We start from the raw sequence: 23888 nt of genomic DNA, 5'->3' as shown, positions 1-23888 counted from the left end.
TATCTTAAGGCTTGTCATAGCGTTTTATGTCACTGTGATGATCGCGCTCTTTTAAATAGTCGAGCTTTTGCTTTATTTTTTGTTCTAAGCCACGATCCGTTGGAAAGTAATATTGCTTATCGGCTATCTGCTCTGGAAAGTACTTTTCTCCTGCAGCATAGGCACCTTCTTCATTGTGCGCATAGCGATATTCAGCACCATAGCCTAAGTCTTTCATTAAGTTGGTTGGTGCATTACGTAAATGCTCTGGCACCGGGTAACTTGGCTCGTTCTGCGCATCCGCTTTGGCTTGATTAAACGCCGCGTACACCGCATTACTCTTCGGTGCGCTAGCAAGGTAAATCGTAGCTTGTGCAATTGCACGCTCGCCTTCACTTGGTCCAACTCGCTGAAATATATCCCATGCATTGAGGGCTACTTCCATGGCACGCGGATCAGCATTACCAATATCTTCAGTGGCGATGGCGAGTAACCGCCTTGCAACATACAGCGGATCGCCGCCACCGGCTAAAATACGACAATACCAATACAAAGCACCATCTGGGGAGCTACCTCGAACTGACTTATGAAAGGCTGAGATCAAATCGTAAAATTCATCCCCCCCTTTGTCATACTTGGCTAAATGCGTTGGCAATACTTGACTGAGTACGTGCTCATCAACTAAGTATTGGCCGTTTTGCTCTACGGTTAAATCAATCGCCTGCTCAAGTAAATTAAGCACTTTACGAGCATCGCCATCACTGGCTTGGCACAACGCTTGTTTAGCATTTTGTGCAAGTACCACCGTTTTATTTTTCAGTTCATCATCGCTTGCAAGCGCTCGCTCAATAACAAGATGCAAATCAGTGTCTTGCAGTGATTTAAGGACATATACTCGTGCTCGCGATAAAATCGCATTGTTTAGTGCAAACGAGGGATTCTCGGTGGTGGCACCAACAAAAATAAAGGTACCATCCTCTATATGTGGTAAAAACGCATCTTGCTGAGATTTATTAAAACGATGTACTTCGTCAACAAACAGTAAGGTACGTTGGCCAAGACCTTCAAGGTTAGTACGCGCTTCACTCACCGCATCACGAATGTCTTTAATGCCTGCCGTTACCGCCGACATTTGAATCAGCGCCGCATCGGCATGGTTGGCAATAATTTGCGCTAAGGTCGTTTTACCAACGCCCGGCGGCCCCCACAAAATAAGACTGTGGCAACGCCCTGCTAAAATAGCTTGATAGAGAGGCTTATCTCGGCTTAATAGATGTTGCTGGCCAATATACTGATCTAAACTGGTTGGTCGCATGCGCGCCGCAAGTGGGCGCACATCGGGGCCAAAATTAAAGCCTAAATTACTCACCTTGACTTTGATCGTCTATTTCAACGCCTTCTGGAATACTAAACTCAAAGGTTGAAGTAGCAAGGCTTTGATTTACTTTAGTGTCGCTAAAAGTAAACGTAGATGATTGCCCTGAGCTGTCTTTAACCAGTAATGATGCTAAGCCAACTTTATCTGCTGCAAACACAATATCCAGCTGTTCAACTTGGCTTTCAACGCCTTTATTAGGTGTAACACTGAACCCAGTATCCGTGGCGTGTACTTGGTACTTTTGCCATTGCGCCGGATCTTTGGAGGTAAGTAATACAAACGGTGTTGAATCAATCAAACTGTGAGTATTCATAATCGTTACTTGCTCAGCAAAGCTGTCGAAGTAATAGGTTTTATCGCCATTTGATACAAATAACGTGTCATCAGGGCTCGCTTGTTGCCAACGGATCATCATTGGCTGTTGCAAGGCGATAGTACCTTCACCTTGCATAATTGATTGGCCTTGGTCGTCATTAACTTGCTGCGCAAATTGCGCTTGAAAACTCTTTAAACCGGCCAGTTTATCTTGTAATGCTTGGCTGTCATCCGTTGCACTGTCACTTGCAAATACTGATGCTGATAAAAAACAGCTAATTGCTAAGGCTAAATATTTAATTTGTTTCATTTAATTTGCTCCACCATTGGGCACTAATACATCACGGGCACCGTTATGACCTGGTGCGCTTACAATACCCGATGTTTCCATTTGTTCAACTAAACGTGCGGCACGGTTGTAACCAACACGTAATTTTCGCTGCACACTTGAAACTGACACTTTGCCTGTTTCAACAACAAATGACACGGCTTCATCATAAAGCGGATCTGATTCTTCATCCGCGTTTTCACTGGCTTCGCCTGGCAATAAAATATCCTCAGTGGCGTCACCATTTAAAATTTCGTCTATATAATTTGGTTTTGCACGTGCTTTCCAGTCATTCACCACCGCATGTACTTCATGGTCATCAACAAACGCGCCATGTACACGTATCGGTACGCTGGTGCCCGGCGGTAAATAGAGCATATCACCCATACCTAGCAGGTTTTCTGCGCCTTGTTGATCTAAGATGGTACGCGAGTCAATTTTACTTGATACCTGAAACGCCATTCGCGTTGGGATATTCGCTTTAATTAAACCAGTAATTACATCAACCGATGGGCGCTGTGTTGCTAGTATTAAATGAATACCTGCCGCTCGGGCTTTTTGCGCAATACGGGCAATTAGCTCTTCAACTTTTTTACCAACAATCATCATCATGTCAGCAAATTCGTCAATCACCACCACGATACTCGGTAACTTACCTAACTCGTCTGGTCCTTCTTTCATACCATCAGTATCTTTAAATAATGGATCGAGAATCGGGTAACCCGCCTCTTTCGCATCCAATACCTTTTGGTTGTAACCTTTTAAGTTACGAACACCTAACGCCGACATTAACTTATAACGACGTTCCATCTCACCTACACACCAACGCAGCGCATTGGCAGCTTCTTTCATATCGGTGACCACTTCACACAGTAAATGTGGGATACCTTCGTAAACAGAAAGTTCCAACATTTTCGGGTCAATCATGATCATACGCACATCATCAGGGCCTGATTTGTACAGTAAGCTTAATATCATTACATTAACGCCCACTGACTTACCAGAACCTGTGGTACCTGCCACCAGTAAATGCGGCATTTTACCCAAATCAGCACAGATTGGCTCACCGGCAATATCTTTACCTAAGACCATAGTCAGTGGCGATGGATTTTGCTCAAATTTTGGTGCGTCGATTACTTCTGATAACCGCACTATTTCACGGTGTTTATTCGGTAATTCAATCCCTACATAGGTTTTACCCGGAATAACTTCAACCACTCGGACACTAACCGCTGATAGCGAGCGGGCTAAATCTTTAGCAAGACCAGTAATTTTAGAAACTTTAATACCCGGCGCTAAATCAAGCTCAAAACGGGTTACAACAGGTCCAGGGTATACGGCAACAACCGTAGCTTGAACGTTAAAATCAAGGAGTTTAGTTTCAACTAACCTCGATACAGCTTCAAGCTCTTCTGGTGAAATTGGGTTTTTGGCTTTATCAGGTCTATCTAACAAATCAAGCGTAGGCAATGGCGTACTTGGCGGCTTTTCTTCGAGTAGCTGCTCAAACTTTTCTTTTGCGGTAGGTGGAGGCTGATAGGTACTCTTTGGTTTTGGCATTGGTCTTGCTGGCGAAACCACAGTAGTAACTGGTTTTTCAGGCTCAGTAACATGGCTTTGATCAAGCGCATTTAAGGCAGCCGCAGTGTCCATTGGTTCATCATCAATGGCGCTAAAATTAATTTCTTGATCCAGAATGTCATCCAAATCATCAAATGCAGGATGAGAGTCTTGATTTGACACCGCACTATCACTATCCACTTTTGGTTCTGAAAAGCGAATGGCGGGTGTTTCTTTACGTGTCTGTTGCTCATTAACAGGGTCTTGTTCAATTACAACTTCAGTATTTGCAGTGCGTTCGCGTTGTAACCATGCTTTTAAGTGATGGGCAATAAAACGATAACCTCGCATGATCAAATCGCCAATAAAATCGACACATTGCACCCACGACACGCCTGTTAATAATGTTAATCCAGCAAAAAAGAAACATAATAATAAAATCGAGGTACCGGTAAAGTTAAATGCAGGCATCATCGCTGAAGCTATCACATCACCGACTACCCCACCGGATGAAAAATTATAAATATCATCAAAATTAATACTACTGATAGCCGTTGCTGAAGTGATAAATAATGCAAAACCAATCACTCTAAGCGATAACGTTGTATAGTCGAGTTGAAATATTCTATGAGGTTGCTTAAATAATAAGTAGCCAAATATTTGTAGTGCAGCTGGCACAAAATAAGCTAACCAGCCAAATGTCAGCAATAAAATATCGGCGATCCACGCACCTGCAGCTCCAGTTATGTTTCTTACATTGTCATAACCTGTTTGCGACCAACTCGGATCAGCAGGATCAAAGCTTACCAGCGCACACAATATAAATATTGCGGCAAAGGTGCTAATTATTAAACCGGTTTCTAATAGTCTTTGTACACCGTTTAGGCGCATAACTCGCTATTCCTCATTTTTCTTTGTACTTCTTTGTACTCATTCTTAGCAATGGAATACCTTAGCAGGAAATACTTTTTGTTGCACTTTATCTTAACCATGATGGCCTGATTATGAACAGGTTTTTATTAATCGCGCATGTATCAATAATACAACTTAAGTAGTTACTAAAAAATGGCGCATAATTCAGCCGATATATGGGCGAATAATCACCCCTTGCTCGCCTTTTACTTCTTCCATAACAACATAGGTACGGCTTTCACTAACGTTCGGTAGCTTGAGCAGAATATCCCCTAATACACCACGATATTCAGACATATCATTTACGCGGGTTTTTAGTAAAAAGTCAAAGTTACCCGAGACTAAATGGCATTCGATAATTTCATCATGCTTTTTAACTGCAGCACTAAATTCATCAAACACATCAGGTGATGTTTTAGTGATTGTCACTTCGACGTACACCGACAAACCTTGCCCAAGTTTAGCAGGGTCAACCACGGCTTTATAACCGACGATGTAACCTTCGCGTTCGAGCTTTTTTACACGCTCTAAACAGGGCGTTGCACTGAGCCCCACACGTCGAGCTAATTCAACATTAGACACTCGGCCATCGTGCTGTAGCTCTATTAAAATCTTACGGTCAATACGGTCTAATAACTCATGCATAATAACGACTAGTTTTTTGTACTGTTTAAACGGTGTTTTCAGATTATATCACTAGAATACCGATTAAAAAAGGTGAGACACACTGCCAGTACATGAATATAATAGTGAAAAATTTTATCCCGTTCTATTAAGGCAATATTATGATTATCGGTGTACCTAAAGAAATAAAAAACCATGAATACCGTGTAGGTATGGTCCCTGCTAGTGTTCGTGAGTTAGTAAACCACGGCCACCAAGTTTTTGTTGAATCTGATGCAGGTATGGGCATTGGCTTCACTAACGAAGATTACACACTGGCAGGTGCAGAAATTCTAGCAACTGCTGCTGAGGTTTTCGCAACAGCAGAGATGATTATAAAAGTAAAAGAGCCACAAGCCGTTGAACGTGCAATGCTACGTGAAGACCAAATTCTTTTCACTTACTTACACCTTGCACCAGATCTTCCACAAACTGAAGACCTAATCAAAAGCAAAGCAATTTGTATCGCATACGAAACAGTAACTGATTCACGCGGTGGTTTGCCACTACTTGCACCTATGAGTGAAGTTGCTGGCCGTATGTCTATTCAAGCTGGTGCACAAGCGCTTGAAAAATCAAACCATGGTCGTGGCATGCTACTTGGCGGCGTACCGGGTGTTGAGCCAGCTAAAGTTGTTGTTATTGGCGGCGGCATGGTTGGTCGTAGCGCAGCACAAATGGCTGTTGGCCTTGGTGCTGAAGTTGTCGTACTTGATCGTAACATTGACGTACTACGCGCACTTGACGCTCAGTTTGGTAATAAAGTTAAAGCGATTTACTCAACAGCTGATGCACTTGAAAAGCATGTACTTGAAGCTGACCTAGTAATTGGTGGCGTACTTATCCCTGGTGCTGCTGCACCTAAACTAGTTACTGCTGAACACATTAAAGCAATGAAGCCTGGCTCTGCAATTGTTGATGTTGCAATTGACCAAGGTGGTTGTATCGCAACGTCTAAAGCAACAACTCACGCTGATCCGACCTTCATCGTTGATGACGTTGTTCACTACTGTGTTGCTAACATGCCAGGTGCTGTACCACGTACATCTACTTTCGCACTTAACAATGCAACATTGCCTTTCATCATTAACCTTGCAAACAAAGGTTATAAGAAAGCATTACTAGATGACGCTAATTTCCTTAAAGGTCTTAACGTGATCAAAGGCCAAGTAACTTACAAAGAAGTTGCTGAAGCCTTCAACATGCCATACGTAGATCCACGTACTGCTGTTGAAAACGCATAACTAGCGTTTAGAATAATAAAAGCCTGTGAACATCAGTTCACAGGCTTTTTTTATATCACCAAAAAAGTTTATTACAGCTTACATTGTGGGTTTTTACCCGCCGCTTTTGCTGCTTTTTGCTCATTTAATGCTTGTGGCAATTTTGCTTGTAGCTCTTTAATGCGGTTAGCAGGTGCTGGGTGAGTAGACATAAATTCAGGTGTATTACCACTGCCTGCTTTACTCATATTCTGCCAAAGTGTTACGGATTCTTTTGGATTAAATCCGGCTTTTGCCATTAAATCTAAACCCACTTGGTCGGCCTCAGATTCATGAGAGCGACTAAATGGTAAAATAACGCCGTACTGCGCACCTAAACCAAGACCTTGCATAATTTCGTTACGATATTGTACATTGCCCATTTCAAGTGCGGCACTGCCCGCTTGCATACCTGTTTGTAGCAAGGAACTTTGTGATACGCGTTCATTAGAGTGCTTAGCAATTACATGCCCTACTTCGTGCCCGATAACGGTTGCTAGCTGATCTTGATTTTCAGCCACTTTTAACAACCCTGTATGCACACCAATATAGCCACCGGGTAATGCAAACGCGTTAGCTGAATCGTCTTCAAATACCACCACTTCCCACGCCTGAGTTGCGTACTGTTGCGGTAATACTGCAATCACATCGTCAGCAATACACTTTACATACGCATTTACTTGAGGATTATTATTAATTTTTTGATTCTTTTTCATATCAGCAAAGCTTTGCTGACCCATCTGACTCATTTGTTGATCAGAATAAAGCGCAATTTGCGTACGCCCTGTTGGTGATGTTTTACAACCCGCTAATACAGCGGTGGCAAGCACAGCCAAAACTAATTTTTTCATTGTATTCTCTTAACTAACAATTTAATTGTTCTTAGAATAGCAAACCAGCCTGCAATTGAATATATCGACTGCCAGTAAAAACATCTGTTGCGTTATATTTCTGTTAAAGGCGATAGTTAGCATGCAAACTAAGTACCCAAGACTAATTGTCGCTGTTACAATAGCAGCCTCTTTTTGTTTAATGGGTTAGTCATGCAGGACTCGGTTTCTTTAAATAAACGCATTCTATTACCTTTACTCGCCAGTATTGTTGCAATTACGCCACTGGCAATCGATATGTATCTTCCGGCAATGTTAGTCATTGCTAACGACCTTAATACCACAATGCCTAATGTACAAATATCGTTAAGCATATATTTAGCTGGCTATGCGCTGGGAATGCTATTTTTTGGCCCAATCGCAGATCAAATTGGTCGTCGCGTGTTAACGAAGGTCGGCTTAGCATTGTTTGGCTTAAGCTCTTTCGCATTGGCCTTTTGTAATGACATTCACCTATTTTGGGCTTTGCGGGGAGTACAAGCATTCACAGGTGCTGCAGCAACCGTTGTGGTGCCAGGGATAATTCGTCATATTTATAAACAAGATACTGCGAAAGGAATGTCGTATGTATCGATGATCATGATGGTAGCGCCCTTAGTCGCGCCAACGGTTGGATCAATGATCATGGGCTTATCTCACTGGCAAACAATCTTTTTAGTACTGGCCAGTTACAGCTTTGTTATTTTAGCCTTGGTACAAATATACTTAATCGATATCCCTATTTTCAAAAGCCCGATGAAAGGCTTTGCACTATTTTTCGATAGCTATAAAACCGTATTTAAAAATAAAGATACCCGAGCAGATATAGCCAGCTCAATGTTTGTCTCATTCGGCTTTTTTTGCTTTTTAACCGCAGTGCCCTTTGTATACCTTGACTACTTTAAAGTATCAGAACAATTATTTGGTGTTTTATTTGCTTTCAATGTCATGGCGCTAATGTTTGGTAACTTTTTAAATACCCGCCTAGTACCACGTATTGGTTCACGAAAAATGCTGTATTATGGATTAGCGGTCGGCTTTGTAGCTGGCAGTGCCCTACTCACATTTAGCATATTACACCTATCGCTGTATTTTATTGTTGCAGCTATTGCTCCTCTGATGATGAGTTTAGGGGTTACCGCTAGTAATGCTGATGCATTGATCTTAATGCAGTTTGAAGAGCGTTCTGGCACCGCTACGGCGGTTATTGGTACATTGCGCTTTGGCAGCGGTGCATTAGTCGGTCCAATTTTAGCCTTAATGCATGCACAAAGTGCGGTACCATTTTCAAGCTTAATGTTCAGCGCATTAGTATTAACACTAATAGCCCAGCTTTGGCACCGAGCTAGAAACAAAAAAAATGCCCGTAGTTAACGGGCATTTTTTTACTAAGCGACTTCTTTATTCAGCTGCTTTAGATACCATCACCATTGCAGGGCGTAATAAACGACCATTTAATGTATACCCTTTTTGCATCACTGCTAATACAGTGTTAGGTGTTACATCATTGCTTGGTTGAATCGACATTGCTTGGTGGAATTCAGGATTAAACTGCTCACCTTGTGGGTTAACAATTTCAACACCAAATTTTGCAACCGCATCGTTGAAGCTCTTAACTGTCATATCAATCCCTTCAAGCAATGGCTTTAAGGTTTCGTTTTCTTTGTCTGAGAACTCAATAGCACGTTCTAGATTATCAATAACAGGTAATAATTCGTTAGCGAACTTTTCAAGTGCAAATTTATGCGCTTTTTCTACATCTTGTGCAGCACGGCGACGAATATTATCAACGTCTGCAGCGGCACGTACTACGCTATCTTTTTGGTTTGCGATAGTTTGTTTCGCATCTTCAAGCTCAGCATAAAGCATAGCAATTTCAGCTTCAGGGCTAACTTCTTCGCTTTCGTGCGCGTCAGCAGCTTCTACAGCCGCTTCAACGTCTGCTTGCATTTGCTCTAGTTCTTCGTTTAATTCAACTTCTTGCTCTGGTGATTTTGTCTGCTCAGACATAATTTAAGTGCTCCAATACTTTTCAATTGCGGTAATTATGGGGATTGAATCAAAAGATTCAAGAGCCAGATGACTCGATTAATTTAAATTCTTGAATGATTGCTTCAATTTGCGCCGATTTAGGACAAATTACACAAAAACGACTTTGATATTCTTGATTTTGAAAATACGGCACGCTGATCACCATCAGTTCGTCACAATCAGTAAATGGCAATTGTGACGTATTTAAAACCGACACACCATTTTTAAAAGCTAACTTATCTTCTACAAAGTTCAAAAATGAGACACCAATATTTAAGCTTTGTTCACAATCAATTTGCCGATATAAATAATTTTCGCCGACCACGATACTGTTATCTGAGCCTAATTTATGGCTCAGCTCACGGGTCCATTGATTTAACGAATCATGACAGTTTCGTGGTGCTGTATTTGCCATTGCTTGCATACGGTACAAGCCTTCCATTAAAGTTTGCTGACTGAATACAGTATTAAGCCAAGTAGCAAATTGATAACGTACGGTGTCAGAGGCATCATCCGGCTTATGAATACAAATGTTATGGCTTTGCCCTGCTCTATCTAACAGTAAAATAAGCCAATCATTGCTGTCAAAATCTAATACTTCAACTCTAAAAACGTGTTGAGAACTTACTTGCGGCAGACCAACGCAGCAACATACTTGATAACGCTGGCTTATACCATGCGCCATCTCGACTAATTGCGCTTGTGCAGGCTGCCAATATTGCGCAATCTGCGACAGAGGGAAAAATTCACTTAGCCAATAATCAAATCCGGCATTAGTAGGTACCCGTCCAGCAGAAGTATGCGGTGAATACAGCAGGCCTATTTTTTCTAGGCGCGACATCGCATTTCTAACTGTTGCAGAACACACAGCCATACCTTTTTGTTTGGCAATACGGCTTGACGCGACAGGTTGACCTTCACCATTACAGTACAGGCTCATCACGGCGGAAAATATTTGCTGATCTCGAGGGTTTAAATTCATAGTATCTACATCTTGCTGCATACTGGGGATATCGGGGCGTAGTGAGTTTATTTCAAGGTTATTTTCAAACTTGTCACTTTTGAGTTACTCTACTGATATTAATACTATTGATGCGTTTATCATGGAATCACCGTTTAAAACCATAGGTTTAATTGGCAAACCAAATCACAGTGGTGCAGCTGCAACTTTACAGCGCTTATACACTTTTTTAAATGCGTTAGGATTTGACGTGTTATTAGAGCAGAGAACCGGTCATCAATTAACCAATGTCCCCAAGGAAAAGTTAGTCAAACTGGTTGAGCTTGGCGAACGTGCCGATCTCGCTATTGTGGTCGGAGGCGATGGTAATATGCTTGGCGCAGCAAGGGTATTAGCCCGATTTGATGTTGCTGTTATAGGCGTAAACAGAGGCAATTTAGGTTTTCTAACAGATTTAAACCCAGAAGGCTTTGAAGCTAGTTTAGAACAAGTATTAAGTGGTCAATATATTGAAGAAAAACGCTTTTTATTAGAAGTTGCAGTTTATCGCCATGGTGAATTAAAAAGTGCTAACTCAGCAGTGAATGAAGCCGTTTTACATGCCGATAAAGTCGCTCACATGATTGAATTTGAAGCCTTCATTAATAACGATTTTGTTTTTTCTCAGCGCTCTGATGGTTTAATTGTCTCAACCCCTACGGGCTCAACAGCCTATTCGCTGTCGGGTGGCGGGCCCATTTTGACCCCAGAACTAAATGCAATATCATTAGTGCCGATGTTTCCGCATACATTATCAAGCCGACCATTAGTGGTTGATGCCGATAACGAAGTACGCTTAAAGCTCAGCTTAGAGAATACCGACAGCTTACAAGTCAGCTGCGATAGTCATGTGGTGCTTGCTGTATTGCCTGGCGATGAAGTGATAATTAAAAAAGCAGATAAGAAACTACGCCTGATCCACCCCAAAGACTACTCTTACTATCATGTACTTCGCACTAAGCTCAACTGGGGTAGTCGTTTATATTAATTTTATTGCGCTCATTCAGACTTTAGAGCAAAATAAGCTGAATTCATTTATTACCTTTTCAAGGGAAATCAAACCGAAATGACGTATGTTGTTTTCTTTGCTTTATTATTACTGATAACGCTGCTTGGCAGCTATTTGGTGATTGAAAATAATCGCCGAAAAGCGCTTGAAGCGCAAAAAAAGCTATTCAATAATCGCGTTAAAGAAGTAACTCAACAGTTAAAAATAAAATTAAATGAGTACTGCGACGCAAAAATAATTCGTCCTAAATACATCCCAAGAATACAAGTTATTGCCAGTAATTTCTTTGTCGTACAACCTCATACTGACGAAAACTTATTGTATCTTGAACGCATAAACGAGTCATTGATCAGCACGATTAGTAGTGAGTTGGCAAAAACTTATGTAACAGGTGAACGAGATGCACTAGCTGAACGCTTAGATTTTTTTGTGGCTGAGTTACCCATAGCCGGCGTTGCTTACAATAAAACGTTTTACCATGAACTTTTACCATCCATGATTAAAGTTTTACGCACTGATGATTTATCTGCGAATCCTGAAGATTATGTCAAACCTGTTGATCCTGAAACTAATTTTGAGAAATCAACCAGTGAGTAAGTAATAAACTAGATAGCGACATTAAAAATTAATTTGCAAAAACCCAAAACACTGTATAAATTAACAGTTAATTGACTGGATGGATGAACAGTATGTTAACTGGGTTAGAGATTAAAAATTTTGCAATTGTAAGCAATTTAAGCACCGAGTGGCAAAGCGGTATGACAGCCATTACGGGTGAAACAGGTGCCGGTAAATCTATTGCTATTGATGCCTTATCTTTATGTTTGGGTGAACGTGCCGAAGCCTCAGCTGTTCGCCCAGGCACTGAGCGCGCTGAAATATGCGCCACCTTCGATTTAACCAACCTCCCCTTGGCTAAGCAGTTTTTAGAACAGCATTTGCTATCGAATGATGAGCAAGAGTGCTTACTTCGTCGTGTGGTGTGTAAAAATGGCCGCAGCAAAAGTTATATTAATGGCACCCCAGTCACTGCAGCCCAACTAAAAGAAATCGGTCAGTACTTGATCTCTATTCATGGTCAACATGCTCACCAATATTTGCTTAAAAGCGAACATCAACTCCAGCTATTAGACGCTTATGCAGGTCATCAACCTCTGGTTGAAGCAGTGCGCCAGCATTATCGTAATTGCCAAAACTTACAAAAAGAATTTACCGCGCTCGAACAAGCCCAGTTGCAACAAGCAGCGCAAAAGCAATTATTAGAGTACCAAGTAGCTGAGCTTGATGAGTTTGCTTTACAACCAGATGAATTTTCGCAAATTGAAGCCGAGCATTATAAGCTCAGCCACAGCCAAACTATTATTGAAGCATGCCAACGAGAGTTACAAAGCTTATACGAAAATGACGAGCAAAATGCCTGTTCCCTATTACAACATAGCGCGCAGCAGTTTGCTGAGCTTGCCGGGTTTGATGAAAGCCTAGCTAGTGTGGCTGCTTTACTCGAAGAAGCGGCTGTGCAAGTTGAGGAAGCGAGTCGTGAAATTCGTAATTATGCAGAGCAAGCTGAACTTGATCCGAGCCGACTAATCGACGTTGAAACACGATTAAGTGGTGCGATGGATTTATCACGTAAACACCATATTAAACCAGAGGACTTAGTTGAGTTTCACCAAAGTATCACACAAGAGCTTGAGTCGATTAGTAATAACTCTACCCGTTTAACGCAACTTGAAGGTGAAATTAACCAAGCATTAGCAGCTTATCAGCAAGCTGCGCAAACCCTAAGCGAAAGCCGTCATGAGGCCGCGCAGACATTAAATACATTGATCAGTGCAAGCATGGCGCATTTATCAATGGAAAATGGTGTGTTTGAAATCGCCCTTACACCACAACCTGAAAAAGCACCAAACAGCTTAGGTTTTGATAATGTAGCGTTTTTAGTATCAACCAACCCCGGGCAGCCATTACAACCACTGTCTAAAGTCGCCTCTGGCGGTGAGCTGTCGCGTATAAGTTTAGCGATACAAGTTATTATTGCGCAAAAAGTCACTACGCCAACGCTTATTTTTGATGAAGTGGATGTAGGTATTTCTGGACCAACTGCAGCAGCTGTAGGCAAGCTTTTACGTCAATTAGGCAAATCGACCCAAGTTATCTGCGTAACCCATTTACCGCAAGTTGCCAGCTCGGGGCATCAGCAGTTTTTTGTGGCCAAAGAAATTGCCAATGGCGAAACCTTTACACAAATGTTGCCACTCAGTAAACATGGCCGTATTGATGAAATTGCCCGTTTACTTGGTGGTGATAACATCAGTAAAACAGCCAAAGCTAACGCAAAAGAGTTAATTATGGCGCATGCTTAATTAAGCTAAAACAACACCTACGTTTAGACTATTTTTAAATACAACCATCCATTAAGCCTTACTTATATAAAGCAAGGCTTAATAACTAACAATAGAACACATATAAATCATGACGATAACAACATTGCCAATAAAATTAATTAGCCTACTTTTTTGTTTTACACTTTTAACGGGTTGTAACGATTACTTTATAAATACCACGCAACTGACAAATAGCACATGGCAACCACTTTTAGTCATTGCATTTATTAGCCTATTTTTGATCCCTTTAATTAGCTTAGCGCTGCTTATATTTAGTCAATGGAAGCACCTTCAGTTTAAAATAACTCTGCAACGTTATTTACATGGCTCACTTGTTTTAATGCTCGCCATAGCGTGGTTTATCGAATTAAGCTTAGTGCAACGCGCTGATAACCGTATGGATTTGATGTTAACGCTGTGCGCGCTAGCCACTCAAATGGTATTAGTCGTAGCTGCTTTTGTACTTGTTAATAAACAACAAAAAATGCACCACCGCGCTAAAAACTTTCTGTAAAGCATTGTTTAAAACAACAATTAAAAACATTTACTTTACATAATTGACACATTTAATTTAGCAACATACACTCAATAAAATAAAAAAATCGATGGAATGAATAATGAGCGCTACACAATCTAAAATCACCCAGCTAAAACGTTGTTATGCAACATTACAACTGGGTGTTGCTAAAGCTGATGGCCGCCTTACTCTTACTGATAACCTGCTGCATTTTGAAGCCCTCAATAAACAACTTAACTTAGGTTGTTATGCCATCAAACTTAATAATATTTCCCATGTCGAAAAATGCGCAGCTAAAGCCGGCGGTTTAATCCCTATCACCACCGCTGGAATCAAAATAACCACCAAAGAAAATTGTCATCTAGAGTTTATTTTAGCTGAACCCGATGAGTGGCTTAATTGCCTGCAAGCGAGTCATTAAGCATTAAAGGAAAAGTTACTAGGCTGGAGGTTCTAGGCGCTAGGAAAAGCCAAAACAGTTCGGAGTTAAATTTATCACCTTAGACTGTGGTTGAGAGCAACGAAACCCAACGATGAATGATTAAAACTGAATGACGGCTTAGAGCGATAACCGGTCATTCAGGTGAGTCGTCATTAACTAAGCAATATTAAGAGGACATTTTCCTCTTTTCAACATATTCAAAAAACCTACAAAAAGCATAATATTTATAGCTGGCAATAAGTTACACTATTTGCTAATAATAGAAGCTCATGAAATAAGGACGTATTCGCGCTAAAATAGGGAATGTGGCCTCTGATAGGGCTTTTAGACTTTCGGAGCAATGTAATGAAGTTTTATAAATTTTTAATTGGTTTTGGTTTGATTACAGCACTGTTATTGATTATTTTACCGTTTTTAGGTTTACCAATTTTATCAACTAATACAAAGTTTATAGCTTCTTATGGCGCTTACTTATCTGGCACTATTGCTCCGTTAATTTCAGCTTTGGCATTTGTAGCACTATTAAAAACTCTATCTGTACAACAAGAACAATTAAAACAAAGTAGCTTAGAATCACAAAGAAATTCACTGCAAGTTGTTTTAAATAAGTGGGAAGAAAATATTGACGAAGGTCTAAATAGGCACAATATTTCAGTCACTTTTAATGATGAATACCAATATAAATATCGAGATTTGTTGTTACTAGAGTTCTTTACATCTACGTATAAAGATTATTTACCTTTAAAAACTGATAAATGTGAAGGTAAAAACCAATGGCTTAGTGTTAAGGGACAAGAAATTATGGGGTTGGCGGACCTTAATTTATTACGTTTAGCTGCAACAGTTAAGCGCTACGATAAGTTGTGTATAGAAAATACTATGCATAATTATTATTTTGCGAAATATAATGTACCTATTGATAGGCTTGACAAATTAGGTTATCTCAACCAAGAAAACCTAGATTTTTGGAAAAAAGCCTAACAAGCGCATTAAATCTGACATCACGTTTTTCCTAAAATAGAATGACGCAGCGTATGCCTAAAAAGGAGAAGAGCAGTGTTAAAGAAAATAGTATCCCTGTTTCAGAGCAAGCCAAAGGAAAATACACAGAATCCAAAGCTAGAAGTTGAAGGCGTAGAGGCTTACTTCAACAAAGAACTTAATGCCAGTGAGCTAATATCAAAAGATAAATATTCTATAGTAATGCAACACCTGCTACATGAAAGTAAGCTTGAAGTCGAAGATATATCTCGAATATTTGGAGTTCCTAGAGAGCAGGCTCAAAAGATCAATGCTGCTATTAATGTAATCTACTGTAAGGCAACGATAACCAGAGCGTGGGATGACAATCTATATAAATGCATTAAGGCAGAGGTTAAAAAGTTTTCCTTGTCTAGTGCGTTAACAAACGAAGATTGCGAATGGTGTAAATCAATACTTGGTAAGGAGTTGGAGTTAGATAGTACTACTAAGGCTATGTTCGAGAAAAATTGTCAATGCAAACCATACAGAAAATCATTTATACAGCCCAAAATAGAATTCTAAAGGGAATAACAAGACAAAGCACTGCGGAGCACCCAGCACTCTCCACTTCGTTTTCGTGCGATAAATATTCACACAAAAACAAAGCTTTGGTATTGGTCGCGTGTTTGTGGTGATAGCAGTTTCATGAGGATTAATGTTGAAAACGATTCAAGAAAAATTGAAAGAACCTTTAAATGAAAGCACTAGATTATCTCGAAAATATCTCATGCTTAGCTCTTTCGTAGGGGTTTTAGTCGGAAACGTCGGTTTAATCCCTGATAAAATAACAGCATTCGGTATTAGCTTTACTCCTTCAAACCAAGCAGCACTGATAACCTTATTATGTGCTGTGGTAATTTACTTCCTAATAAACTTTTTAACTTTTATTTATTCAGAAAGAATAACTTATAAATTTAGTGAAATTTCTGAAATTATAGAATCTGAAAAAAAGAGGTCAGAGGAAAGTCTTTTAAATCATATTTTTATACAAGATATTGAAGTTGAAGTAGATCGTGCAGTACTTAAAGTAAAATCAGTAGTTAGAATTCGGATGTTAATTGAAGTATTTATTCCAGTGGTTTTTTCAATGTATGCTTCATTTTCTTTAATGTTAAAACTGGCAACTGTTTAAGAAATGTTCTCATGAGGTGCGATTTTAATTTAGTGTTTACGACATAATGGTATTATTTCACTGTGACGTTACTCACTAATTAACTAGCCGTTAGTAATGTCTGCTCATGGCACTTTGGCGAAGGCCGCCTCGAGCGAAAAGCAGACACTGAAAAAGTTAAATTTATTCCTACTTCTTTGAGTAGGAGCCGAATTTTGTCTGATAACATTATTAACCGCTGTTTTCGTGTGTTATAAACCATCTAAATGGTGTTGAATAAGCCGTTAACTTTAAAGGTATCCAATGAGATTTATATTAATCGTTTTATTTTTTTTTAAATTCTACTCAAGCTCTTGCGCAGTATGACCGCTTGAGTATAAATTCTGAGTTCCTAGGAAAAGACGTTACCGTTCAGATATCGTTACCAGACACTTATCGACATTCTGATAACTTTTCATACCCTGTACTAGTTGTATTAGATGGCGCCACTCAATTCAATCACGCGGCAGCTAGCGCGCATTTTTACAGCACTTATGCAGCAATACCGGAAATGATTGTTGTAGGTGTAAGTCTAAAAAATAGATTAGCATTTTTTACTCATACTGAGCCTGATGCATTTGTCGGTCGAGCCGGTAAAGCTGACTTACTCACGCGTTTCCTACAAGAAGAGTTATTAAACCAACTTAATAAGCAATATAGAGTTGCGCCTTATTATGTTATCGCAGGCCACTCACTTTCTGGTCTATATACCAGTTACCTTGCAGTTAAAGGTAATACTAAATTTAATGCTGCGATATCCATTAGCCCAAGTCTTTGGTGGGATGAAGCTACAATAGTTACAGACTTTGAAAAGAAGCACTCAACCAGTGGAGCAAAAACTTTTCGATGGTTTCTAAGTATGGCAAGTGAGCCGAACGAAATGCCCGAAGCTTTTGAACGCATGTTATTGGCATTGGAAAAAAAATCAAAATCAGGGCTTTATTATAAGTACGCAAGGTTCCCCGATGAAACACACGACACCACTCCCGTAGTAGGAATGGCAAAAGGGTTACAAGCTATTTTTTCTGATTGGAATGCGGTACCTGAGATTGATATCATGCCTCTGTCGAACCTAATAAAATTTTATGAGGATAAAGCTAAAGAGTTCGGTTATGCATTCCCTTTATCGGCACATCAGTATAATGTTTATGGGCTCAAAGCTACGTATGAAGATAAGCCAGCATGGGGCGTTGAAATTTTGGAAAAAGGTACTGAGACTTTTCCTAATTCAGAGATACTGTGGGATAGTTTAGCAACAGCTTACAGTTTGAATAAGAATTTACCTGATGCGTTAATTGCATCTGAGCGTGCGCTGGAACTGGCTGTCGCCAATAATTCAATTTTTATCGCTGAGATCAAGGAGCAAAATACGGACTTGAAGCTAAGCAAAAAATAGATGGTCATCAGGTAGCCTGTAAAGTAATACAGCTAACAATCAAATCTTATCGCCAGCAAATAGCGCTGGCGTGACTTTAACCCTCTGAGCAAATTCTCGCGCTAAATTTAGGCGTTGCTGAGTGATAACAATTGATACGTGCCAGACTCTAACTTCGAGTCTGGCTTAGGTCCAAATTTAAGCATCGATCTGTTCTGATACTTCTAACGCATCATCAACTTCTATTCCCAAGTACCTGACAGTGCTCTCTAGTTTTCTATGGCCAAGTAGAAGCTGACAGGCTCTTAAATTTTTAGTTTTTTTGTAAATTAGTGATGGTTTGGTACGTCTCATAGAATGAGTGCCATATTGAGTCTTATCTAATCCAATTGAGGTGACCCAAGAATCAACTATACGTCCATATTGACGGGTTGAAAGGTGTTCAGAGGAATGAATTCGTGACTTAAACAAGTAATCATAAGAATTGAGAGTAAATTGCTCTATGAGCGCCACAATTGATTTCCTTGTATTTCCAGTAATTTCAAATTGAACAGGCATACCAGTCTTTTTTTGAACGACTATTGCCCCTGATTGGATTGTTTTACCATGAGCGATGTCATTAACTTTTAGTGAAACTAAATCACACCCTCTTAGTTTGCTATCTATGGCTAGGTTAAATAGTGCTAGATCTCTTATTTTATGAAAAAGTTCTAGTCGTATTCGGATAGCCCATATTTGCTGTAATTTTAAAGGTAACTTTTGTCCTACAAGCTTATTTTTATTCCAAGGCTCTTTAGGCTGATATATAGTTAACTGGTGCATTAGTTGTACTCCGGTGTTTATGGAGTTTTAAGCTTAGCTTGCTACAAAAAAATTCGGGTATGAGCGATTAGCGGACATACAAGTTTCAGTTAATATAAGCCATTATCACTCTGCTGGCATTACGAAAAAATTGCTTTTTCCAATGTGGCAAAATAGCCTATATCAAGAAAAATATTTATAGTTAGCAATAACTAATACAATTTGCTATTAATAGGAGCCTGTAAAATATAGATATTCCCGCGAAAACAAGGAAAGTGCCCTCTGGTTTAACTGTTGCATTTCGCGTGGTCTGAACCAATAGTAGAGGTTGATAATTGGAAGTCATTACAATACAAGAAATAGAATTACACCGTTTTAAAAAATATAGAAATAAAACTATTAGTACACCTAATGGATTTTGTTTATTAGCGGGTTCGAATAATTCGGGTAAGTCCACTTTTATGCAAGCATTCGCCTTGTGGGAATTTTGTAAGAACCTTATAAAGCTAGAACACGGGGACAGTGGTCTACTAAATTCTCATCTTGGTAAAAAACAAGGGGTAGGTGTTAATAGCGAAGATTTTCTTCCTTTAAATATTCCCTCATTAAAACATTTATGGACTAACTTAAAAGTTAACCCTGAAACAGACCCTCAAGGTAATAAAGAACCTGATGGCTATACATTATGGCTAGAGGTTAAATGGATTAATAGTTTACATGCAGAACCTCGCTATTTACGCTTTTCTCTATCTTTAGCTAACGAGCGACTATTTGTAAAGACGACTAGATCGAATATATCTGATAACGAAAAGTTACCTCAAGTCGCCTACATACCTCCATTTGCAGGAATTTTAAACAGAGAGCCATTTCACACTAAGGCAATGAGAGCACGTCTTGTTGGGCAAGGTTTAAGTGGTTCAGTAATGCGTAATACATTATTAGAACTATTTAAAATAAACCTAACAAAAAGAAAAGAGCTATTAGTTGGTAAGAGTAGAATCTCACCTTCAGATCTTATAAATCTTCGTGAAACTGACCGTTGGGAGCATTTACTTGAGGTTATGCGAAGACTTTTTGATATCGAATTAGTAGTTCACGATTTTAACGAGGACTATCATAGCTATATCAAAATTGAATATTGGAAAGGTAAATATAACGAAGCTAGAACTAAGTTTATAAAACATTCAGGATTTAATAGGCGAGATATTATGGTGGAAGGCAGCGGCTTTCTCCAACTCTTAAATGTTTTATCTTTGGCCTTAGATCCTCTTTATCAAATTATATTTTTAGATGAACCAGATGCGCACTTGCATCCATCATTACAATTTTCACTTTTAGCTGAGTTGCATATATTAGCGAAGAAATATCATAAGCAGATATTATTCGCCACACACTCTACAGAGCTTATAGCATCCCAATCGCCTGAAAATATAATGAAATTTGAAGGTGGAGAAGTGAGAATATTAAGTCAAGAATCTCAAAAAACAGCTCTAATAACAGGGCTAGGCTCTGAGTTTTCTCCTCAATTGCATAAGTTACAAAGAACAAAAAAAGTTCTGTTTGTTGAAAATAACTCTGATGCAGAAACAATAAAGATTTTTGCAAAAAAAATTGGTACCCCGATCTCTCAAGATATAGTCGTTTGGGCTTGGCCTGGCAAGCATGTAGAACGTCAGCATTTATTTAACCAATTGAAAAGAGTTATTAGTGGTCTAAAAGGTATAAGCCTCAGAGATCGAGATGGACAGCCATTCGACACAATTACAGAGTCTTTATTAGATAAGAATAATGTAGGTTGTAATAAAGATGGATTATTAGCAAGAACTTGGAGGTTTAGGTATATTGAGTCTTACTTACTTTCTCCTAAAGCGATTGCACGAGCAGCTGAAAGCACTGAAGATGACGTGATAGAAAGTGCTAAAATTTTTGGTGTTGATTTAAGTGCTTATGATCCAGAGAAAATTATTCATGCATATCAAGAGTTGCCTTCAAAACCAATCTTAACTGAAGGCGCAGATTGCTTAACTGGAAAGTATAGAATTTCTAAATATGACATTGCAAATGCTATGGAGGTAGATGAAATACATGTGGATATTAAAACTCTGATATCTCAAATTATAAAACTATAGAAAGAAATGTAACAAAGCCCTCAAATTGAAAACGTTGGCTTTGTTTCGCTTAACGACACTTGCAGTGGCATAATGATTTTGTCCGCCGAATATGATGTCAAGACTCAAAGATGATTCAATGAAACTTCCAACTCATACGAAAAATGCTTTATTAGCCACACTAAGAGTCAAAAAATTCGGAATATCGATTAAAATACAACAATAAACTTGTGTGTTCGCCGTTACTTGGAAGTTGAAAACCAAAAGGGTCGCGTCTTGCTTTTTGCCAGTTTCTTTTTGAATGTCTGCAAATGGCACTTTTGCGAAGATCGGCTGTGAGCGATGACCAGTCGTTCAAATAAGTCGTCATTAGCCTAGTAAGAATAAGAGGTAACTTCCCCTTTCCAACATATTTAAATAAGCTACAGTAGGTATAATATATAGCTGGCAATAATTTATAGTATTTGCTATTAATGTAAGTTCATAAAATAAGGACGTTTTCGAGCTAAAATAGGGAAGGTCAGATCTGATAAAGTTGTTAGAACTATGAGGTGAATTGTGCCAATCATTGAACAGGAACTATCGAGAGTTGATGAGCTTTGGGATCTTTTGTCACCAATTGGAACATTTTCTAATAAACTAAAGAATCCAATTTTTCGCGGGCATGCAAACGCCTTATGGAATTTGACTCCAACTGTTTTTAGAGATGATATTATCTTAAAATTTCATCGAAAAAGAATAGAGTATTTGAGAACCTCGCAGGTAATTGAATTTGAGTTTAGTTTACTTCACGGTTTCCTATTTGGCTGTGATGAGCAAGGAATATCGATCCCGTATGATAGCCATGATTTCAGAAGTTCAATGGATTATTCGACAGCGATGGCTCGATATGCTGATTCAACGGCAGGATGGCCACATAAAGAATTCCATTCTATATTAGCAATGGCACAACATCATGGAATACCTACTCGATTATTAGACTGGAGTCGCAGTTCTCTTGTTGCTATGTATTTCGCTGCTTCTCAAGTGTTGAATTCAAAAGTAGAAACTGAACAACGCTTAGCTGTTTGGGTATTAGATGCAGATAGCACTACTCTGGCTAATATCGGTTTGGAAACGGTTTCACCTGCAGGCAGTGTAAGTGAGAACTTGGCAGCACAAAAAGGTTTGTTTTTATTATATAAGGAGCCGAGTAGCACTTTCTACACAGATGAGTTTTGCCCAGAAACCGAAAAAAGTTTGATTGATAATTTATTGGCTAATAACGCAAAGGTATATAAGTTTACACTTCCTGCAAACACTGCCGGTGAATTATTACTAAGGTGTATGAAGTTCAACGTATCGGCTACAACTCTATTTCCTGGTGTTGACGGCGTAGCTAAAGGAGTCATGGAATTTAAGTTAGCTAAACGTCAAGCTGGTATGCTCTAGAATAGCTCTAACAAGTGACTATGATGCCACCGTCCGTTTATGGCACGCTGCGGAACTTCGCCTAAGGACGCTCATTGATTAAATTTCAATAAGGAAAAGATAAGATGAATGGAGGGTTTTTTGTTTATATCTACAAAGATAAAAAGCAGAATATACAATATGTAGGCTATGGAAAAAACTCAAAACGCGCCATATCACATCAAGCTAAAACACATAATAAACCATTAGAAGAACTAATTGAAAGTGGTAGTTATAGTGTTCATATTGCAGGTCCTTTTTATGATGAAATAACAGCGCGAACAGTTGAAGCAGCGCTTATTTCTGCTATTGATCCATTTTGTAATAAAAAGCAGGAGAAAAAAGAGTGGCGTTTCAGGCCGATAGGAGTAAAGCCCGAACTAACATTCCGACTTGCTGAGACACCATTACAATTTTCAGATTTGTTAATTAATAATAAAAAGATTTTGTTTGTTAGAATATCAAATATTAATTTCTCGGATAGGGTTGGTTACGATATTAGTACTCCACCTAAAGATTCAGCAATAGTAGCAAGGGTTAAAAAATATTGGCAATTAAATAAGTACATCCCTCAATGGGTTGAAAACCCAAGTGAAAGCCCTTCGCTCCTAATTGGGATTATAGGCCCCCTGGTTCACAAATAATTATCTCTTCTATGGAAATTGATATTAATAAATGGGGTGACGTTGATATCCATAAAGGAGGATTAGTAGAAGTACCTTTAAGAAATGCACGGGAGTTAGATATGCATGAGTTTAGGGGGCGTAAAATTGATAAATCAGTTGGCTTGAAATTTGGTAGAATCAAATCTCAATTTTTTCGAATTTTTCCAGAATAAATATCTCTGCGATAATAAATAAGATGGGTAACTGTCAGATCAAGCCTGACCTTGTACATATTACTTTTTCTATTCTTTCTAAATGACCACTTCTGGCACATTTGACAAAACCGATAATGCAAAGCCTTGATGCAGACTCATAGGCTATTATTTCGTTGGGTTTAGTTGCCCCCTACCTACGCAGCTTAATTTAACACCGCGCAAACTTAAAGCTTATGGCTTAAAACTTACGACTTTTCGCTAACAGCTCTTCTATCTAAGCCATAAAAAAGCAAGCCAATTGAAATCAGCAGTAAGTGAACATTGTCAACATAATCACGGTTTCACTCTTCTTAGCTCAGTTCATAAATACAGGCATCTATTTTACCATTTGCATATTCTCACCAGCTTTGATCACCCAATGGCATTAACTTTGATCGCTTATTCTCATTAAGCTTTGATCACGAAAATTACGCGATAATGATCACTTTTGTGTTCTTAATGATTTTGCCGATC

23 protein-coding genes are annotated in these 23888 nt (G+C 39.2%); 15 read left to right on the top strand and 8 right to left on the bottom strand.

Features of this window, described 5'->3' with window-relative positions:
* Positions 1-4: 4 nt before the first annotated feature.
* From H5186_RS19030 to lrp, 4 genes are all read right to left on the bottom strand, one after another.
* Positions 5-1348 (bottom strand): replication-associated recombination protein A, encoded by a 1344-nt coding sequence (locus tag H5186_RS19030; RefSeq protein ID WP_182719386.1) that lies wholly within the window; start codon positions 1346-1348, stop codon positions 5-7.
* Positions 1341-1982, bottom strand: coding sequence for an outer membrane lipoprotein chaperone LolA (gene lolA / locus H5186_RS19025; RefSeq protein WP_149982719.1), 642 nt, complete (start codon positions 1980-1982; stop codon positions 1341-1343). Before lolA ends, H5186_RS19030 begins: the two co-directional genes overlap by 8 nt.
* Entirely contained in the window at positions 1983-4451 is a 2469-nt protein-coding gene (locus H5186_RS19020) for a DNA translocase FtsK (RefSeq protein ID WP_182731956.1), read from the bottom strand.
* 186 nt (positions 4452-4637) lie between these two features.
* Positions 4638-5117 (bottom strand): leucine-responsive transcriptional regulator Lrp, encoded by a 480-nt coding sequence (gene lrp / locus H5186_RS19015; RefSeq protein ID WP_145242214.1) that lies wholly within the window; start codon positions 5115-5117, stop codon positions 4638-4640.
* 140 nt (positions 5118-5257) lie between these two features.
* On the opposite strand from lrp, the gene ald reads away from it, so the two are divergent.
* Positions 5258-6379, top strand: a complete 1122-nt coding sequence (gene ald, locus H5186_RS19010) for an alanine dehydrogenase (RefSeq protein WP_149982720.1) — start codon at positions 5258-5260, stop codon at positions 6377-6379.
* Between the two features lie 71 nt (positions 6380-6450).
* Here the strand turns inward: ald and H5186_RS19005 are convergent, their stop codons facing one another.
* Positions 6451-7248, bottom strand: a complete 798-nt coding sequence (locus H5186_RS19005; RefSeq protein WP_182794800.1) for a M48 family metallopeptidase — start codon at positions 7246-7248, stop codon at positions 6451-6453.
* A gap of 192 nt (positions 7249-7440) precedes the next feature.
* Between H5186_RS19005 and H5186_RS19000 the strand changes: the two genes are divergently transcribed.
* On the top strand, positions 7441-8640 hold the full coding sequence (locus H5186_RS19000; RefSeq protein ID WP_182768140.1) for a Bcr/CflA family efflux MFS transporter: 1200 nt from the start codon (positions 7441-7443) through the stop codon (positions 8638-8640).
* Positions 8641-8667: 27 nt separating this feature from the next.
* Here the strand turns inward: H5186_RS19000 and grpE are convergent, their stop codons facing one another.
* Together grpE and H5186_RS18990 are read right to left on the bottom strand one after the other, a co-directional pair.
* Positions 8668-9276 carry a nucleotide exchange factor GrpE gene (grpE, locus tag H5186_RS18995; RefSeq protein WP_182719388.1) on the bottom strand — a complete coding sequence of 203 codons (609 nt, stop codon included), beginning with the start codon at positions 9274-9276 and terminating at the stop codon, positions 8668-8670.
* A 58-nt stretch (positions 9277-9334) separates the two neighbouring features.
* Positions 9335-10300, bottom strand: coding sequence for an HrcA family transcriptional regulator (locus H5186_RS18990; RefSeq protein WP_145242204.1), 966 nt, complete (start codon positions 10298-10300; stop codon positions 9335-9337).
* 100 nt (positions 10301-10400) lie between these two features.
* Here H5186_RS18990 and nadK point away from each other — a divergent pair, with 100 nt between their 5' ends.
* The 9 genes from nadK (at position 10401) to H5186_RS18945 (ending at position 18218) form a co-directional block, all read left to right on the top strand.
* A complete protein-coding gene (nadK, locus tag H5186_RS18985; RefSeq protein WP_182719393.1) occupies positions 10401-11285 on the top strand; it encodes an NAD(+) kinase in 885 nt (294 codons plus the stop codon).
* 78 nt (positions 11286-11363) lie between these two features.
* The gene (locus H5186_RS18980; RefSeq protein WP_145242202.1) at positions 11364-11903 is read left to right on the top strand and encodes a hypothetical protein; all 540 of its coding nucleotides are present in this window, start codon (positions 11364-11366) and stop codon (positions 11901-11903) included.
* A 92-nt stretch (positions 11904-11995) separates the two neighbouring features.
* Positions 11996-13669, top strand: a complete 1674-nt coding sequence (gene recN, locus H5186_RS18975) for a DNA repair protein RecN (RefSeq protein WP_182731954.1) — start codon at positions 11996-11998, stop codon at positions 13667-13669.
* A 109-nt stretch (positions 13670-13778) separates the two neighbouring features.
* Complete coding sequence (locus H5186_RS18970) at positions 13779-14204, top strand: hypothetical protein (protein WP_145242198.1); 426 nt, start codon at positions 13779-13781, stop codon at positions 14202-14204.
* A gap of 103 nt (positions 14205-14307) precedes the next feature.
* Positions 14308-14628 carry a hypothetical protein gene (locus H5186_RS18965; RefSeq protein ID WP_182794799.1) on the top strand — a complete coding sequence of 107 codons (321 nt, stop codon included), beginning with the start codon at positions 14308-14310 and terminating at the stop codon, positions 14626-14628.
* 366 nt (positions 14629-14994) lie between these two features.
* Entirely contained in the window at positions 14995-15630 is a 636-nt protein-coding gene (locus H5186_RS18960) for a hypothetical protein (RefSeq protein WP_182794798.1), read from the top strand.
* A gap of 75 nt (positions 15631-15705) precedes the next feature.
* On the top strand, positions 15706-16194 hold the full coding sequence (locus tag H5186_RS18955) for a hypothetical protein (RefSeq protein ID WP_182794797.1): 489 nt from the start codon (positions 15706-15708) through the stop codon (positions 16192-16194).
* Positions 16195-16327: 133 nt separating this feature from the next.
* The gene (locus tag H5186_RS18950; protein ID WP_182794796.1) at positions 16328-16804 is read left to right on the top strand and encodes a hypothetical protein; all 477 of its coding nucleotides are present in this window, start codon (positions 16328-16330) and stop codon (positions 16802-16804) included.
* 349 nt (positions 16805-17153) lie between these two features.
* The gene (locus H5186_RS18945) at positions 17154-18218 is read left to right on the top strand and encodes an alpha/beta hydrolase-fold protein (protein WP_310737093.1); all 1065 of its coding nucleotides are present in this window, start codon (positions 17154-17156) and stop codon (positions 18216-18218) included.
* A 177-nt stretch (positions 18219-18395) separates the two neighbouring features.
* Here H5186_RS18945 and H5186_RS18940 read toward each other — a convergent pair whose 3' ends face one another.
* A complete protein-coding gene (locus tag H5186_RS18940; protein WP_182794795.1) occupies positions 18396-19019 on the bottom strand; it encodes a tyrosine-type recombinase/integrase in 624 nt (207 codons plus the stop codon).
* Positions 19020-19333: 314 nt separating this feature from the next.
* On the opposite strand from H5186_RS18940, the gene H5186_RS18935 reads away from it, so the two are divergent.
* The 4 genes from H5186_RS18935 to H5186_RS18920 all read left to right on the top strand — a co-directional run bounded on the left by H5186_RS18935 (position 19334) and on the right by H5186_RS18920 (position 23393).
* Positions 19334-21127, top strand: a complete 1794-nt coding sequence (locus H5186_RS18935) for an AAA family ATPase (RefSeq protein ID WP_182794794.1) — start codon at positions 19334-19336, stop codon at positions 21125-21127.
* A gap of 537 nt (positions 21128-21664) precedes the next feature.
* Positions 21665-22537, top strand: coding sequence for an FRG domain-containing protein (locus tag H5186_RS18930; RefSeq protein ID WP_182794793.1), 873 nt, complete (start codon positions 21665-21667; stop codon positions 22535-22537).
* 104 nt (positions 22538-22641) lie between these two features.
* Entirely contained in the window at positions 22642-23199 is a 558-nt protein-coding gene (locus H5186_RS18925) for a hypothetical protein (protein WP_182762027.1), read from the top strand.
* Positions 23200-23210: 11 nt separating this feature from the next.
* Positions 23211-23393 carry a hypothetical protein gene (locus tag H5186_RS18920; protein ID WP_182762025.1) on the top strand — a complete coding sequence of 61 codons (183 nt, stop codon included), beginning with the start codon at positions 23211-23213 and terminating at the stop codon, positions 23391-23393.
* Positions 23394-23888: the final 495 nt, after the last annotated feature.

Origin of the sequence: Pseudoalteromonas sp. SG41-2 (genome assembly GCF_014164535.1) — a bacterium.
GTDB lineage: Bacteria > Pseudomonadota > Gammaproteobacteria > Enterobacterales > Alteromonadaceae > Pseudoalteromonas > Pseudoalteromonas rhizosphaerae.
The sequence above is the reverse complement of the archived record's forward strand: the minus strand, read 5'-3'. Positions and strand labels throughout refer to the sequence as shown.

Bases quoted from the DNA above. Each gene is read 5' to 3' on its own strand.
- H5186_RS18920 (WP_182762025.1), top strand. From the start codon at position 23,211: ATGGAAATTGATATTAATAAATGGGGTGACGTTGATATCCATAAAGGA.
- recN (WP_182731954.1), top strand. From the start codon at position 11,996: ATGTTAACTGGGTTAGAGATTAAAAATTTTGCAATTGTAAGCAATTTA.
- H5186_RS18970 (WP_145242198.1), top strand. From the start codon at position 13,779: ATGACGATAACAACATTGCCAATAAAATTAATTAGCCTACTTTTTTGT.
- H5186_RS18950 (WP_182794796.1), top strand. From the start codon at position 16,328: ATGTTGAAAACGATTCAAGAAAAATTGAAAGAACCTTTAAATGAAAGC.
- nadK (WP_182719393.1), top strand. From the start codon at position 10,401: ATGGAATCACCGTTTAAAACCATAGGTTTAATTGGCAAACCAAATCAC.
- H5186_RS18925 (WP_182762027.1), top strand. From the start codon at position 22,642: ATGAATGGAGGGTTTTTTGTTTATATCTACAAAGATAAAAAGCAGAAT.
- H5186_RS18980 (WP_145242202.1), top strand. From the start codon at position 11,364: ATGACGTATGTTGTTTTCTTTGCTTTATTATTACTGATAACGCTGCTT.
- H5186_RS18965 (WP_182794799.1), top strand. From the start codon at position 14,308: ATGAGCGCTACACAATCTAAAATCACCCAGCTAAAACGTTGTTATGCA.
- ald (WP_149982720.1), top strand. From the start codon at position 5,258: ATGATTATCGGTGTACCTAAAGAAATAAAAAACCATGAATACCGTGTA.
- H5186_RS19005 (WP_182794800.1), bottom strand. From the start codon at position 7,248: ATGAAAAAATTAGTTTTGGCTGTGCTTGCCACCGCTGTATTAGCGGGT.
- H5186_RS19020 (WP_182731956.1), bottom strand. From the start codon at position 4,451: ATGCGCCTAAACGGTGTACAAAGACTATTAGAAACCGGTTTAATAATT.
- H5186_RS19000 (WP_182768140.1), top strand. From the start codon at position 7,441: ATGCAGGACTCGGTTTCTTTAAATAAACGCATTCTATTACCTTTACTC.
- H5186_RS18960 (WP_182794798.1), top strand. From the start codon at position 14,995: ATGAAGTTTTATAAATTTTTAATTGGTTTTGGTTTGATTACAGCACTG.
- grpE (WP_182719388.1), bottom strand. From the start codon at position 9,276: ATGTCTGAGCAGACAAAATCACCAGAGCAAGAAGTTGAATTAAACGAA.
- lrp (WP_145242214.1), bottom strand. From the start codon at position 5,117: ATGCATGAGTTATTAGACCGTATTGACCGTAAGATTTTAATAGAGCTA.
- H5186_RS18990 (WP_145242204.1), bottom strand. From the start codon at position 10,300: ATGCAGCAAGATGTAGATACTATGAATTTAAACCCTCGAGATCAGCAA.
- H5186_RS18940 (WP_182794795.1), bottom strand. From the start codon at position 19,019: ATGCACCAGTTAACTATATATCAGCCTAAAGAGCCTTGGAATAAAAAT.
- lolA (WP_149982719.1), bottom strand. From the start codon at position 1,982: ATGAAACAAATTAAATATTTAGCCTTAGCAATTAGCTGTTTTTTATCA.